General features: G+C 75.8%; 15 protein-coding genes. 13 read left to right on the forward strand and 2 right to left on the reverse strand.

Features of this window, described 5'->3' with window-relative positions; translation table 11 throughout:
- Positions 1–70: 70 nt before the first annotated feature.
- On the forward strand, positions 71–1,456 hold the full coding sequence (locus AB0G08_RS21235) for a long-chain fatty acid--CoA ligase (protein ID WP_358090525.1): 1,386 nt from the start codon (positions 71–73) through the stop codon (positions 1,454–1,456).
- Here the strand turns inward: AB0G08_RS21235 and AB0G08_RS21240 are convergent.
- Entirely contained in the window at positions 1,387–2,127 is a 741-nt protein-coding gene (locus tag AB0G08_RS21240) for a 4'-phosphopantetheinyl transferase superfamily protein (protein ID WP_358090528.1), read from the reverse strand. The two genes, AB0G08_RS21235 and AB0G08_RS21240, sit on opposite strands and share 70 nt — an antisense overlap.
- 15 nt (positions 2,128–2,142) lie before the next feature.
- Between AB0G08_RS21240 and AB0G08_RS21245 the strand changes: the two genes are divergently transcribed.
- The 12 genes from AB0G08_RS21245 to AB0G08_RS21300 all read left to right on the forward strand — a co-directional run bounded on the left by AB0G08_RS21245 (position 2,143) and on the right by AB0G08_RS21300 (position 13,696).
- The gene (locus AB0G08_RS21245; protein ID WP_334606965.1) at positions 2,143–2,409 is read left to right on the forward strand and encodes an acyl carrier protein; all 267 of its coding nucleotides are present in this window, start codon (positions 2,143–2,145) and stop codon (positions 2,407–2,409) included.
- Positions 2,409–2,654, forward strand: coding sequence for an acyl carrier protein (locus AB0G08_RS21250; protein WP_358090531.1), 246 nt, complete (start codon positions 2,409–2,411; stop codon positions 2,652–2,654). Before AB0G08_RS21245 ends, AB0G08_RS21250 begins: the two co-directional genes overlap by 1 nt.
- Positions 2,647–3,729 (forward strand): beta-ketoacyl synthase N-terminal-like domain-containing protein, encoded by a 1,083-nt coding sequence (locus AB0G08_RS21255; protein ID WP_358090535.1) that lies wholly within the window; start codon positions 2,647–2,649, stop codon positions 3,727–3,729. The genes AB0G08_RS21250 and AB0G08_RS21255 overlap by 8 nt, the downstream gene beginning before the upstream one ends.
- The gene (locus tag AB0G08_RS21260; protein WP_358090538.1) at positions 3,726–4,271 is read left to right on the forward strand and encodes a beta-ketoacyl synthase chain length factor; all 546 of its coding nucleotides are present in this window, start codon (positions 3,726–3,728) and stop codon (positions 4,269–4,271) included. The genes AB0G08_RS21255 and AB0G08_RS21260 overlap by 4 nt, the downstream gene beginning before the upstream one ends.
- Positions 4,268–5,884 carry a class I adenylate-forming enzyme family protein gene (locus AB0G08_RS21265; RefSeq protein ID WP_358090541.1) on the forward strand — a complete coding sequence of 539 codons (1,617 nt, stop codon included), beginning with the start codon at positions 4,268–4,270 and terminating at the stop codon, positions 5,882–5,884. Before AB0G08_RS21260 ends, AB0G08_RS21265 begins: the two co-directional genes overlap by 4 nt.
- Positions 5,881–7,119 (forward strand): beta-ketoacyl-[acyl-carrier-protein] synthase family protein, encoded by a 1,239-nt coding sequence (locus AB0G08_RS21270; RefSeq protein WP_358090544.1) that lies wholly within the window; start codon positions 5,881–5,883, stop codon positions 7,117–7,119. The genes AB0G08_RS21265 and AB0G08_RS21270 overlap by 4 nt, the downstream gene beginning before the upstream one ends.
- Positions 7,120–7,186: 67 nt before the next feature.
- The gene (gene hppD / locus AB0G08_RS21275; protein ID WP_358090547.1) at positions 7,187–8,290 is read left to right on the forward strand and encodes a 4-hydroxyphenylpyruvate dioxygenase; all 1,104 of its coding nucleotides are present in this window, start codon (positions 7,187–7,189) and stop codon (positions 8,288–8,290) included.
- Entirely contained in the window at positions 8,287–9,216 is a 930-nt protein-coding gene (locus AB0G08_RS21280; RefSeq protein WP_358090550.1) for a phytanoyl-CoA dioxygenase family protein, read from the forward strand. Before hppD ends, AB0G08_RS21280 begins: the two co-directional genes overlap by 4 nt.
- A gap of 46 nt (positions 9,217–9,262) precedes the next feature.
- Complete coding sequence (locus tag AB0G08_RS21285; protein ID WP_358090639.1) at positions 9,263–10,228, forward strand: thiamine pyrophosphate-dependent dehydrogenase E1 component subunit alpha; 966 nt, start codon at positions 9,263–9,265, stop codon at positions 10,226–10,228.
- A complete protein-coding gene (locus AB0G08_RS21290; protein WP_358090553.1) occupies positions 10,229–11,200 on the forward strand; it encodes a transketolase C-terminal domain-containing protein in 972 nt (323 codons plus the stop codon).
- Positions 11,201–12,559 carry a hypothetical protein gene (locus AB0G08_RS21295; protein WP_358090556.1) on the forward strand — a complete coding sequence of 453 codons (1,359 nt, stop codon included), beginning with the start codon at positions 11,201–11,203 and terminating at the stop codon, positions 12,557–12,559.
- 159 nt (positions 12,560–12,718) lie between these two features.
- A complete protein-coding gene (locus AB0G08_RS21300) occupies positions 12,719–13,696 on the forward strand; it encodes a phosphotransferase (RefSeq protein ID WP_358090559.1) in 978 nt (325 codons plus the stop codon).
- Between the two features lie 77 nt (positions 13,697–13,773).
- On the opposite strand, the gene AB0G08_RS21305 is transcribed toward AB0G08_RS21300, so the two are convergent.
- Entirely contained in the window at positions 13,774–14,466 is a 693-nt protein-coding gene (locus AB0G08_RS21305) for an SGNH/GDSL hydrolase family protein (RefSeq protein ID WP_358090562.1), read from the reverse strand.
- Positions 14,467–14,691 lie beyond the last annotated feature (225 nt).

Consider the following 14,691-nt stretch of genomic DNA (forward strand, 5'->3'; position numbering starts at 1 on the left):
CCCCGCAGCACCCCGACAGGCACACCTTATGGGCGGATCCGCCCTCTTTGAGGCTGGGCGGTGAACGGTAGTGACGACGGGAAATCCTGCGGCGACGGACCCGCTCTGGGTTGACGAAATTCTGCTCGACGGCCATCCGGCCGACATTTGTCTCCGACTGCCCGAACCGGTCGACCGGGCCACTCTGCGCCGGCTGGTGACCGAGGCGCAGGCCCGCCTGGGCGCCGCCGGACTGCGCCCCGGGGGCGCCGCCGCGCTGCGGATGCCGCCCTCGCTGGCGTACGTGGTGAACCTGCTGGCCACCTGGCGCAGCGGGGCGCAGGCGATCCTGCTCGACCACCGGCTCACCGACCACGAGGTCGACCGGGCGCTGGCGCGGCTCACCCCGCAGGTGGTCGTGGCCCCGGTCCGCACCGGCGGCGGCGGGCTGCGGGTCTTCGTCGACGTCACCGAGGGCGTCACCGCGTACGCCGACCGCCCGGCGGTCAGCGGGCACGCGGTGATCCAGCTCAGCTCCGGCTCCACCGGACCGTCCAAGGTGATCGGTCGTACCGCCGACGATTTGGTCGCCGAGGTGCGCCGCTACACCCGCATCGACGGCGTGGCGCTGCCCGGCGAACGGATCGTCCTGCTGCCCTCGATGGTGCATGTGCTCGGCCTGGTCGGGGGCCTGCTCTACGGCCTGCACGCCGGCGTCGAGCTGGTGCCGCCGGAGCGGCTCGCCGGCGACGCCGTGCTGGCCGCCATCGCCGCCGGCGACTCGCCGGCCACCGTGCTCGGCGTGCCGTTCCACATCGGACTGCTCGCCTCCACCCGCCCTGCCGGCCCCCTGCCGCAGTTCAAGCGGATGACCACCGGCGGCGAACTGGTGCCGGCCGCCGTCGCCCGCGCCTTCACCGACCGCTACGGCGTGCCGCTGGGCAACATGTACGGGATGACCGAGGTCGGCGTCATCGGCACCGACCTGCACGGCCGGCACCGCCCGTCGATCGCCCCGGCGCCCGGCATCGAGGTCCGCGAGGTCGACGGCGAGCTCTGGGTGAGCTGCCCCGCGTCGCCGTACGTCGGGCTGAGCGACCCCACCCGCTGGGCCGACGGCTGGCTGCGCACCCGCGACGCCGGCGCCGTGGACCCGGACACCGGCCTGGTCACCGTCCGCGGGCGGCTCGACTCGCAGGTCTCCGTCGGCGGCCTGAAGGTCGACCTGAGCGAGGTCGAGGCGACCGTCGCCGCGCTGCCCGGCGTCGCCGCCGCCGTGGTCGTCTTCGACGGCGGGATCACCGCGTACGTGCAGCCGGACGGGCCGCTGTCGGAGGAGGTGCTCGACAAGCTGCTCGCCGAGCGGCTGGCCGGCTACAAGCGCCCCCGCACCCTGCGGCTGGTCGATCAGCTGCCCCGCACCACCACCGGCAAGCTGGTCCGCTCCGTCGACGCGCTGCGGACGGCGGCGACGTGACCGCTGCGCCGCGCCGCTGCGCCGTCCGCCTGCGTCCGGCACCCCTCCGCCTCGCACCGCACCACCTCGACCGGCACCGCGTCGACCGCGTCGACGGCGACCGCCAGGATCAGGCCCCCGCCCACGGGCGGATGCCCCACGTGCAGCCGCGCGAGGCCGGGCACCAGCCGCAGCGACCCGCCGGGACCGACGGGCACCGGCATCAGCCGCCGCAGGCCGCCGTCGCGCAGCCCCACCCCGAGCGCCTTGCCGACGGCCTCCTTCGCCGTCCACAACCGCAGGAAGTCCGTCGCCTGCCCGTCGGCCGGGCGACCGGCCAGCCAGTCCGCCTCGGCGGGGGCGTACCAGCGGCGGGCCAGCGCCGACGCGGGCAGCGGCCGGCACCGCTCCACGTCGACCCCCACCGGGCCACCCGCCCGGGCGGCGACCACCACCACCGGCCCGGCCCGGCTGACGCTGACCGGCAGCCGCACCCGGGCGCCCGCGCCGGGCGCCCAGACCAGCGGGCGCCCGTCGCGCCCGCGCTCCACCACGATCTCCGCCTCCGCGCGGCCGAGCAGCGTGGCAGCCGCCCGCCGCAACAGCCGCCCGGCCGGGGCCGGCCGACCGCCGACGCCCCGACCGATCCACACGTACGCGGTGTCCCTACCGGGCACCGGTGACTGGCTCACGGAAAGAGGTTAACCATGCGACCCGAGATCCGCGCCTTCGTCGTCGAGCAGCTCGAGGACATGAACTACGACGTCGAGGGCATCGACGACGACACCACGCTCGGCCCGTCCGGGGTGGACCTGGAGTCGTTGGCCCTCGCCGACCTCGCCGTGCGGGTGGAGGACCGCTACGGCCTGAAGTTCGCCGACGACGAGTCCGAGAAGCTGGCCCTGATGACGGTCGGCGAGTTCACCACGATGATCGCCGACCGGGTCGCCGGGGCGACGAGCGACAACTCCTGATGGCCGGTCAGCCCGACCTGCAACGGGCCGAGCTGGTGACCATGCTCGCCGAACTGGCCGGGAAACCGGCCGCCGACGTCGGCGACCGGATCGGCTCCATGGAACTGGCCTGGCTGGTGCACCTCGTCGAGCAGCGCCACGACCGGCGGCTCGACCTCACCGACGACCAGCTCGCCGGGATCCGGACCGTCGACGACGCCCTGGCGGTCTTCCGCGCCGCCCTGACCGTCGCCGCCGATGGCTGAGCGGGTGGCCGTCCAGCTCACCGGCGTCCACGCGACCAGCGCGCTCGGCAGGGGACCCGACGCGCAGCTCGCCGGCGTGCTGGCCGGGGCGCCCGCGTTCCGGCCGGTGGACCGTTTCGACACGACGCCCCGCCGGGTCGACGCCGCCGCCACCCTGCCCGACGCCGGCGACCTGGCCGACGAGCTCGCCGAGGCGGTCGACGCGGCCTGCCGGGCCGCCGGGCTCGACGCCGGCCGCCGGGCCGGCACCGCCCTGCTGCTGGCCGTGCACGGCGGCGGGGCCGTGCCGGCGCTCACCACCGCGCTGGCCGCCCGGACGGGGCTCACCGGCCCGGCCCGGGCGTACACCACCGCCTGCGTCTCGGCCAGCAGTGCGGTCGCCGACGCCGCGGCCCTGATCCGTCGGGGCGACGTCGCCCGGGCGGTGGTGGCCGCCGGTTACCTGGTCGAGTCCGACCAGTACGCGCTCTTCGACGCCGGTCGCGCCCTCGCCACCGACGGCGCGGTGCGCCCGTTCAGCGCCGGGCGCACCGGGCTGCTGCTTGGCGACGGCGTCGCGGCGGTGGTGCTGGAGTCGCGGGACGTCGCCCGGGGGGCGGTCGCCGACCTGCTCGGCTGGGGCCGGGCCGGGGACGCCTTCCACCCCTGCCAGCCGGAGCCGGGCGGGCGCGGCCTGGCCCGCGCGGTCACCGCGGCGCTGCGCCGGGCCGGGCTCCCGGCGGAGGCGATCGGGTACGTCAACGCCAACGCCACCGGCACCGGCCACAGCGACGCCGCCGAGGCGGCGGCGCTGCGCACCGCGCTCGGCGCGGCGACGGCACACGTTCCGGTCAGCTCCACCAAGGCGCTGCACGGGCACGCCCTGGAGGCCTCCGGCCTGCTGGAACTGGTGGTGACCGTGCTCGCCCTGCGGCACGGGAAACTGCCCGTCAACGCCGGCTGGCTCGGCCCCGACCCGGCCTGCCCGCTGGACGTCGTGCGCGACGCGCCCCGGCCCGCCGCCACCGGGTACGCGCTGAGCCTCAACGCCGCCTTCGGCGGCGCCAACACGGCGCTGCTGGTCGGTGCGGCATGAGCGGGACTGCCGGCCGCCTCACCGTGCTGGCCGAGGCGGCCTGGCCCGAGCCGGGCGACGCGGCGCCGCCGCCGGTGCCCGGGTACGTGCACTCCAGCTTCCCGCCCCTGGTCGCGGCGGTCGCCGAGCGCTGCCTGACCCGGGCGTACGGCCAGCGGCCGGCCCCCGGCGGCGAACGGACCGCGGTCGTGCTGGTCAGCGCGGCCGGGGACCGGGCCAGCGCGGCGCACGTGCGGGCCACGGTCGCCGGCGGCGGCCGACCCGGGCCGCTGTTCTTCTTCCAGTCGGTGCCCAACAGCGTGGCCGGGCACGTGGCCGCCCGCTGGGGGCTGGGCGGGCCGGTGGTCTGCCTCGCGCCGGCCGGCGACCCGCGCGCCGAGGGCGCCGCCGAGGCCGAGCTGCTGCTGCACGACGGCGACGCCGACCGGGCGTTGCTGGTCCTGATCGAACAGGCACCCGACGACGGCGACGCGGGCCGTCCGGCCGGGGCAGCCGGAACCACCGCCGTCGCGGTGCTGCTGGGGGGAGGAGACGCACCATGAGCAACAGGGGACTGCGGGGGGTGCTGGCCGCCGACGAGCGGATCGGCGCCGGCAACGTGCTGGCCCGGGTGCTGGCGCACGGCGCCGACCCGGACGGGCCGGGCCTCACCTTCGACACCGCCGTGGACGGCCACCCGGCCGACCGGCCGCTCACCCTGGGCCGGCTCGACGAGCGGGTCGCCGCCCGCGCCGCCTGGCTGCACGAGCGGGGGATCGGGCCCCGCGACCCGGTCGCCGTCTGGGCCACCGCCGCCGCCGACATGGTGCTCAGCTTCCTCGCGTTGACCCGGCTCGGCGCGATCCCGGCGCTGATGAACGGCAGGCTGCGCCCCGAGATCGCCGCCGAGTACGTCCGCCGGCTGCGCGGCGTCGGCGTGCTCGCCGACGGCGCGCACGGCGCCCTGCTCGCCGGCCACGACCTCGGCGTCCCGGTGCTCGGCACGCCCGCCGAGGCCGGCACCGGCGACCCGGCCGCCGCGCCGGAGCACTACCGGCACCACGGCGACGACCCGGTCGTCATCACCCACACCTCCGGCACCACGGGCGTGCCCAAGGCGGTGCTGCACTCGCACGCGAGCCTCTTCGCCGCCACCCGGCACCTGCTCGCCATGCCGCAGGCGCAGGGGACCCGACGCATCCTCAACGCGCTGCCCGCCCCGCACACCGCCACCGTGCTCATGGTCAACCAGGCCCTCGGCAACTCCGCCGAGATGCTCCTGCTCTCCGACCAGGGCGGGGAGCGGGTGCTGGAGGCGATCCAGCGCTGGCGTCCCGACGGGGTGTTCGGCTTCTCCGTGACCTGGGCGGAGCTGGCCCGCTTCGACCTGGCCGCGTACGACCTGGACTCGGTGTCGCTGTGGTTCAACACCGGCGACTGCTCGCACGAGCCGCACGTGCGCCGGCTGGTCGCGGTCGGCTCCCGCGACGTGGTGACCCGCGACGGGATCACCCGGGTGCCCGGCTCGGTCTTCATCGACGGGCTCGGCTCCAGCGAGATGGGCCACTCGATGTTCCACGTCACCCACCGCGTCGACACCGACCGGTACGGCCGCTGCGTCGGGCGGCCCTACCGGTTCGCGAGGGTCGCCGTGCTCGACGCCCGGGGCGAGCCGGTGCCGACCGGCGAGGTGGGCTGGCTCGGCATCGACTCGCCGTCGCTGTTCCGCGGCTACTGGAACGACTCGGCCACCACGTACCGGTCCCGGCAGCGCGGCTGGTACCTCACCGGGGACCTGGTGTACGCCGACGACGAGGGCCGCTACTACCACCTGGACCGGGCCGTCGACGCGGTCGACGCCGGGGACGGGCGGCGGTTCTACACCGCGCTGTCCGAGGAACGGGTCCTCGCCGCCTGCCCGGACGTCACCGACTGCACCGTGGTGATCACCTCGGGGGTCGACGGGGTCGTCACCGACGTGCTGCTGGAACTCGCCGCCGGCGCCGACCCCGCCGAGGACCGCACCGACCGGGTCCGCGCCGCGCTCGGGTCCGACGTCGGCGCGACCCTGCGCCGGGTCGTGCCGGTCCGCGCCGCCGACATCCCGGTCACCGTCACCGGCAAGGTGCGCAAGGTGGCCCTGCGGGAGCGGTACCTCACCGAGTCGCCGTCATGACGGCCGTCATCACCGGGATGGGGCTGTTCACCCCCGTCGGGCGGGGCGTCGACGCCACCTTCGACGCGCTCTGCGCCGGCCGGTCCGGGCTGACCCGGCCGCCGGCCGGGCACCCGGCGGCCGGGTCGCTGGAGGTGGCCGGCGTGCTGCCGGACATCGACCCGCGCACCGTGGCCTCCGGGCCGGAGACCAGGGTGTTGGACCGGGTCGTGGTGCTCGCCCTGCTCGCCGCCGCCGACGCGCTCACCGACGCCGGCATCGAGGTGGGCCGGGACGTGGACCCGGGCCGGATCGGGGTGATCGTCGGCGGCGTCGGCGGGATGTCCACCCTGGAGGCGCAGGTGCTGGCCCGCGCCGAGCGGGGCCGGGCGGCGGTCAGCCCCTACCTGCTCACCGGCATCCTGCCGAACATGCCGTCGGCCCGGATCGCCATCCGGTACGGCATCCGCGGCTACACCTCCTCCGTCGGCACCGCCTGCGCCTCCGGCGCCCAGTCGATCGCCGACGCGCTGCGGCTGATCCGCGCCGACGAGGCCGACGTGGTGCTCTGCGGGGCCAGCGAGGCGCCGCTGTTCCCGACCTTCTCCGACACCTTCGGCAACGCCCGGGCGCTCGCCCGGGGCTGGGCCGACCCGACGGCGGCGAGCCGGCCGTTCGACGCCCGCCGCAACGGGTTCGTCCTCGCCGAGGGCGCGGCCCTGCTGGTGCTGGAACGCGCCGAGCACGCCGCCGCCCGGGGCGTCGCCGGCTACGCCGAGGTCGCCGGGTACGGGGTGACCACCGACGCGTACCACCCGACCGCCCCGCGACCCGACGGCGCCGGCGCGGCGGAGTGCATGCGGCGCGCGCTGGCCAGCGGCGGCGTGCCCGCCGCACGGGTCGGCTACGTCAACGCGCACGGCACCGCCACGAAGCTCGGCGACATCGCCGAGACCACCGCGCTGGCCGAGGTGTTCGGCGACGGCGGCGTGCCGGTCAGCTCCACCAAGGCGCTCACCGGCCACCTGCTCGGCGCCTCCGGGGCGCTGGAGGCGGCGGCCACCGCGCTGGCGCTCGGTCGGGGCCTGCTGCCGCCGACGCACAACCTCGACGACCCGGACCCGGCCTGCCCGGCAGACCACATCCGTGCCGAGCCGCGGCAGACGGACACCGGATACGCGCTGACCAACTCCTTCGGCTTCGGCGGGCAGAACGTGAGCCTGCTGCTCGCGCGGGCCGCCCGGCCGAGGGACTGACCATGCACCATCCCGGGCGGACCGCGCCCGGACGGCAACCACGGGGAACCGTGAAAGGGCTGAGGACATGGACATCCGTGGGATAGACCACATCGAACTCTTCGTGGGCGACGCCCGGCAGGCGGCCTTCTACTTCGACCGGGCGGTCGGCTTCCAGCTGCGCGGCCAGGGCGGCCCCGAGACCGGGCTGGCCGACCAGCGGTCGCTGGTGCTGTGCCAGGGCGACGTCCGGATGGTGCTCACCACCGGGCTCACCGCCGAGCACCCGGCGGCGCGGTACGTGCAGCGGCACGGCGACGGCGTGGCCGTGGTCGCGCTGGAGGTCGACGACGCCGCCGGCGCGTACGCCGAGTTGGTGCGCCGGGGCGCGGCGGGGGTGACGCCGCCGACCACCCACACCGGCGCGGACGCCGAGGTGGTGACCGCCGAGGTGGGCGGCTTCGGCGACGTGCTGCACCGCCTCGTGTCCCGGCGCGGCGACCCGGGCGAGTTCCTGCCCGGGGCGGTCGACATGACGCCTCCCGACGGCGGCGGCGGAAAGCTGCTCGCCGAGATCGACCACCTGGCGGTCTGCGTGCCACCGGGGCAGCTCGACGAGACCGTCCGGTACTACCGGGACGTGTTCGGGTTCGCGGAGATCTTCACGGAGCACGTGGAGGTCGCCGGGCAGGCGATGAACTCCACCGTGGTGCAGAGCCCGTCGGGGCGGGTCACCCTGGTGCTGCTGGAGCCGGACCGCTCCCGCCGGCCGGGGCAGCTCGACGCCTTCCTCGACCAGCACGTGGGCGCCGGGGTGCAGCACCTGGGGCTGCGCACCGACGACATCGTCACCGCGGTCACGGTCCTCGCCGAGCGGGGCGTGCGCTTCGCCGGCACCCCGGCCAGCTACTACGACGCCCTGGAGGGGCGGGTCGGCCCGGTGGACGCGCCGCTGGACCGGCTGCGTGAGCTCGGCGTGCTCGTCGACCGCGACCACGGCGGGCAGCTGCTGCAGATCTTCACCGAGTCCATGCACGTGCGCCGCACGCTCTTCCTGGAGCTGATCGAGCGGCGCGGGGCGCGGACCTTCGGCAGCGGCAACATCAAGGCGCTCTACGAGGCCAAGGAACGGGAACTGGCCGCGGCGGGAGCCACCGCCGCGGCCCCGACAGCGCAGGAGGTGCGGGCGTGACCGCGACCGAGTTCGAGCCGGCACTGACCGTCCAGGAGGAGGCGCTGCTGCCCTCCGACGAGGACGTGGCGTTCTACGCCGAGCACGGCTGGTACCTGTCGAAGAAGCTGCTGACCGACGATGAGGTGGACGCCCTCGCGGCGGCCGCCGACCGCTACTACGACGGCGAGCGGGACCGCCGCCTGCCGGTGCGCCCGGCGCGGCTCGCCTACTGGGACCCGTCGAAGGGCCCGGTCCAGCGGCACAACGACTACGTCCACCACGAGCACGACGGGCTCGGGTCGATCCTGCGCAAGCCGCTGATCGGCGCGGTCGCCGCGCGGCTCGCGCGGGCCACCGAGATCCGCGTCTTCCAGTCCACGTTGATCTACAAGCCGCCGGTCTCCGGGGAGCCGTCGAACATCGTGCCCTGGCACTTCGACAAGCACTACTGGGCGTCCTCGTCGTCGGAGGACATGCTCACCGCGTTCATCCCCTTCCACGACTGCGGCGAGGAGATGGGCACGATCACCATGGTCGACGGCTCGCACCGCTGGGAGGAGATCGGCGCCGACGACACGGTGGTGCGCCACTTCGCCGACCGCGACCGCGACCAGCTGGAGGAGATGCTCGCCGAGAACGCGGCCCACAACGGCGTGCGGATCCGCAAGGTGCCAATGGTGATCCCCAAGGGACACATGAGCTTCCACCACTGCCGCACCTACCACGGCAGCGGCGCCAACGTCAGCGGCCGCCCGCGCCGGGCGGTCTCGCTGCACCTGCAGGACGGCGACAACGCCTGGCGGGAGTACCGCCTCTCCGACGGCACCCTCGCCGCGTACAACCACGACGTGCTGGTCCGCCGCACCCTCGACGGGCGGCCGGACTACGCGGACCCCGAGTACTGCCCGGTCATCTGGCGCCACCGCGCCCCGCAGGGACGCTGACGTGTCGCGCCACGACCGGGGGAGGACGCACCCGGGGAGCGACGGGCTGGAGAAGGCGGTCCGGCTCTACCGGACGGTCCGGCTGATCCGCCGGTTCGAGGAGCGGGCCATCGAGCTGGTCCGCTCCGGGCACGTCGTCGGGGGCATCCACCCGTACCTCGGGCAGGAGGGGATCGCCGCCGGGGTCTGCGCCGCGCTGCGCGCCGACGACGTGCTCGCCGGCACCCACCGGGGGCACGGGCACGTGCTCGCCAAGGGCGCGGACCCGGCCCGGATGATGGCCGAGCTGTGCGGCCGGGTCACCGGCCTCAACGCCGGCCGGGGCGGGTCGATGCACGCCGCCGACTTCGGCGTCGGCGTGCTCGGCGCCAACGCCATCGTCGGCGCGTCCGGGGCGATCATCACCGGGGCGGTGTGGGCGCGCCGCCGGCGCGGCGACGACGTCGTCGGGGTGAGCTTCTTCGGCGACGGCGCGGTCAACGAGGGGATGCTGCTGGAGGCGTTCAACCTGGCCGCGCTGTGGCGGGTGCCGGTGCTGTTCGTCTGCGAGAACAACGGCTACGCCACCACCATGCCCGTCGCGGGCGCGGTCGCCGGCAGCATCCCCGGCCGGGCCGCCGCCTTCGGCATCCCGGCCGCCGTCGTGGACGGTCAGGACCCCGAGGCGGTACGCGACGCCGCGAGTGCCGCCGTCGACCGGATGCGCGCCGGCGGCGGCCCCGAGCTGATCGAGGCGCGGACCTACCGGTTCGACGCCCACCACACCTTCGAGCACGCGGTACGCCTCGACTACCGCCCGCCCGACGAGGTGGCCCGGGGCCGCTCCCGCGACCCGGTGGACATCCAGGGCGGGCGGCTCCGCGCCGCCGATCGGGCGGAGGTCGACGCCGAGGTGGAGGCCACCCTGGCGGCGGCCGTCGAGTTCGCGCTGGCCGGCGCCGAGCCGGATCCGGCCGACGCCCTGGCGCACCTGTACGCCAGCGGCCTGACCGCCCGCACCGGAGGTGGGTAGATGCCCAGACTTTCCTACCGCAAGGCGCTCACCCGGGCGCTCGCCGACGAACTGGCCCGCGACGAGTCGGTGTTCCTGCTCGGCGAGGACATCCGGGTGGCCGCCTCGAACGTCACCGCCGGGCTGGTCAAGCGGTTCGGCCCGGAGCGGGTGCTCGACACCCCGCTGTCGGAGCAGGCGTTCACCAGCTTCGCCACCGGGGCGGCCCTGGCCGGGATGCGGCCGGTGGTCGAGTTCCAGATCCCGTCGCTGCTGTTCCTGGTCTTCGAGCAGATCGTCAACCACGCGCACAAGTTCCCGCTGATGACCGGCGGGCAGTGCGCGGTGCCGGTCACGTACCTGGTGCCGGGCTCCGGTTCCCGGACGGGCTGGGCGGGGCAGCACTCCGACCACCCGTACAGCCTCTTCGCCCACGTCGGGGTGACCACGGTGGTGCCGGCCACCCCGGCGGACGCGTACGGGCTGCTGGTGTCGGCGGTGCGGTGCGACGACCCGGTGGTGGTCTTCGCCCCGGCCGGGGCGCTGGACGTCCGCGACGACGTCGACCTCGCCGCGCTCGCGCCGGTGCCGCTGGGCCGGGGCCGGGTGCACCGCTTCGGCGACGACGTGACCGTGGTCGCGGTCGGGCACCTGGTGCACGACGCCCTCGCCGTCGCCGAGGAGCTGGCCGACCAGGTGTCGGTGGAGGTGTTCGACCCGCGCACGCTCTACCCGTTCGACTGGGACGCGCTCGCCGAGTCGGTGGCGCGCACCGGGCGGCTGGTGGTGGTGGACGACTCCAACCGCTCCTGCGGCATCGCCGGGGAGATCATCGCGACCATGGTCGAGCGGGTGCGGCTGGTCGCGCCGCCGCGCCGGGTCACCCGCCCCGACGGCGCGGTGCTGCCGTTCGCCCCGGCGCTGGACCGGGCCGTGCAGCCCGGCCGCGAGCAGCTCCTGGCCGCCATCGGACACGTCATGAAGGAGGGTTGAATGAACGACGCCGACTACCGCTGGCCCGCCGCGGCGCGCGCGTGGCTCGACCTGCCCGCGCCGGTGCGCGCCGAGATGGTGGCCGCCGGGGCCGAGTCCTGGCGGGAGGTCTTCGACGGCCGCGCCACGTACAACGAGCAGTGGCGGCTGGCCCGGCCGCCGGTGATGGACGAGACCTCGCTGGGCGTGCTCAACGCCGTCTCCGACCGGCTCGCGCAGCTCATCTTCGAGGCGTGCCGGCGGCGGGCCGGCACGGCGGGGGAGCTGCGCCGGCTGCTGAACGTCGCCGACGGCGACACCCGGCTGCTCGACGACGACGATCCGCTGACCGAGACGCTGCTGGACGCGTTCCGGCCGGACGTGCTGCTCTGCGACGGGGTGCCCCGCTTCGTCGAGTACAACATCGACAGCAGCCTCGGCGGGGCGTTCGACGCGGACACCACGGTGCGCCGCTTCGTCGAGCTCTACCGGCGGCGCGGCCTCACCGACCGGGTCCGCCTGGCGGCGGCGCCCTCGGCGGTGGACCGGCGGTTCGCCGCGATCCGCGCCGGGCTCGGCCTGCCCGAGGGCGCCCGGGTCGCCATGCTGGTCGACTTCGACTCCGAGTACCCGGGACTCGACGACCCGCAGCGGTTCATCCGGCTGCTGTCGCCGGTGGTCGAGCGGGCCGCCGCGTGCGGCTTGGACCTGGTCATCGCGCCGGTCTCCCAGGTCACGCTGGACGACCGGAAGCGGCTGGTGGCCGGCGGCGCCCCGGTCGACGGGGTGTTTCGGCTCTTCGTGCCCAACCGGGTCACCCCGAGCGCCGGGGTGGACGCCCTGGAGGCGGCGCTGGCGGCGGGCACGGTGCCGATGTGGGTGTCGGCGGCGGCCTGGCTGGTCGCCAACAAGCGCGCCTTCGCCTGGCTCTGGGAGGACGCCGACACGCTGCCGGCCGCCGACCGGGACCTGGTGCACCGGTACGTGCCGCGCACCTGGTCGCTGACGGCGGACCTGCTCGACCGGGCGGTGGCCGACCGGGTGGGCCTGGTGGCGAAGCCGGCCGACGGCTCCGCCGGGGTCGACGTGCTGATCGGCCGGGAGACCGACGCCCAGACGTGGCGGGACGGCCTGACCCGGGCCGTCGGGCGGGGCGGCTTCATCCTTCAGGAGTACGTGCAGGCCGACGACGTCCCGCTGGACTTCGTGCGGATCGGGACCGGCGAGACGGTCAGCGCCGAGGTGCCGTACAGCATCGCCCCGTACCTGTTCGGCCGCCGGGCCGCCGGCGCCTGCATCCGTACCGGCTTCCCGGGCTGCGACGGCGTGCTCAACCTGGCCCGCGGCGTCCTCCTCTCGGGCCTCCTGGTGACCCCCTGACCCACCCCTGACCCGCCCCGCCCCGCCCGGCCCTCTGACGCGTCGATCATGCAGTCGTGCTGGGGTGCACATCGGACAGGAAGGGGTGAGCCCGGCACCACAACTGCATGATCCACGTTGAGGGGAGGCGGGAGGGCGGGAGTGGGGGAGGATCTTCGGGTGGGTGGGCCGCGGGTGGGGTTGACGGTCGGCGAGTTGCGGGCGGTGGCGCGGGCGGCGTTCGGGGGCGGGCGGGTGCTGGTGTCGGCCGAGCGGTTGGCCGGCGGCACGAAGAAGGGCGTCTACCGGCTGACCCTCGACGACGGGTCCACCGGCGTCGCCTACGTCTGGCATCCGGCGGAGGACTACTGGCCGGCGCGGGCGGCGCCGGAACGCGACGACCCGTTCGGGCACGCCACCGGGGCCGGCCTGTTCGCCGCGGCGCACCGGGAGCTCACCGCCGCCGGGGTGCGGGTGCCCCGGCTGCTGCTTGCCCCCACCGCGGGCCTGCTGCCCGGCGAGGTGGCGGTGGTGGAGGACGTCCGGGGTGGCACCCTCCAGCACCTGCGGGAGCGCGACCCGCGACGGGCCGAGGTGGTGCTGGCCCGGCTCGGTGACGCCGTCCGGAGCATGCACGCCCGCCGCCACGACCGGTACGGCCGGCCGGGGTCGCACGGCCCGGCGCCCGGCCGGCCGGTGGAGCGGATCGTGCTGGACCGGGCGCTGCGGGACCTGACCGAGGCCGCCGCCGGGGTGGAGCGGATCGCCGCCGTCCGGCAGCGCCTCGCCGACGCCCTCGCCGAGCGTTGCGCCGCCGTGGCGCCCCGCTCCCGGTACGGCCTGATCCACGGTGAACTCGGGCCGGACCACGTGCTCGTGGACGAGCGGGACCGCCCGGTGCTCGTCGACATCGAGGGTGCGGTGTTCCTCGACGCGGAGTGGGAGCACGCCTTCCTCGAACTACGCTTCGGCGACGCGTATCCGGCGCTGGCCGTCGACGGTCTCGACGGCCACCGGCTGCGCCTCTACCGGCTCGCGACATACCTGTCGCTGGTGGCGGGTCCGCTGCGCCTGCTCGACGGCGACTTCCCCGACAGGGCCGGCATGCTTGCCATCGTCGCGCACAACGTCACCCGGACACTGGACCAGCTCGCCTGAGCCCACCGCCGGCGGGCTGAGGAACCGGACCCCTCCTCGTGTCCCGGCGCAGGCGAAAGCCGGCCCGGGCGCCGCCGTCAGCCGACGGGTCGGGTGTGCGCGAGGTGGGCGCCGAGGCGGCGGACGGTCTCGGCGGCGGCGACCGCGTCGCTGCGGGCGCTGCCGTGCCGGCCGTCGCTGCCGTACATCGTCGGGTCGGCGGTGAGCGGGTGGTCGGTGAGCCGCACGTGCAGGGTGCCGAGCCGCTCCGCGAGGGCCCCGGTGTGCGCGGAGAGCCGCCGCATCCGCTCGCCCAGCCCGGCCCGGTGCCGCTCCGGCACGGCCGGGCTGAGCGACACGTCGAACATGCCGACGGTGATCACGTCCGCTCCGGCGGCGCGCAGGGCCTCGATCATCGCGGTCAGCTCCGCGTCGACCGCGTCCGCGTCGTAGCCCCGCCCGAAGGCGTCGTTGCCGCCGCAGACCACCAGCGCCAGGTCGGGGCGGAACGCCAGCGCCGGGGCGAGCTGGGCGGCGCGCACCTCGTGCGCCCGCAGCCCCCGCAGCCCCAGGTTCAGGTACGCCAGCTCCGGCCGGACGGCGCGCAGTTCGGCGGCGATCCGGTCGGCCCACTGCACCTCGGGGTAGCCGTCGACGGGCTCGCAGAGCCCCTCGGCCACGCTGTCGCCCAGCACCGCGAAGCGCCGCCACGGGTGGTCGCGCAGCAGCGCCGCGCTCTCCCCGTCGCGCAGGCAGAACGGGTCCGTCGCTTCGGTCAACGTCAATGGCATGAGCGCACGCTAGTCGACCGGCCCGTCCCCGGCCAGCGGCCCGTCGGGCAGGGCCACCTCCGCCAGGTGGCGCTGGTGCGCTCCCGGTGCGAGCAGTGGCAGCTGACCACCGCGCCGTCGTGCGGGCGACCGGACGCGCCGCCCGGAACCCTTTACGTCCGCGTTGACCAGTGTGAATATGTCTACATCGATCGGCAGACAGCCGATCCAGCCCTCCCCGGGAGG

Source organism: Micromonospora sp. NPDC023644, assembly GCF_040640115.1.
GTDB lineage: Bacteria > Actinomycetota > Actinomycetes > Mycobacteriales > Micromonosporaceae > Micromonospora.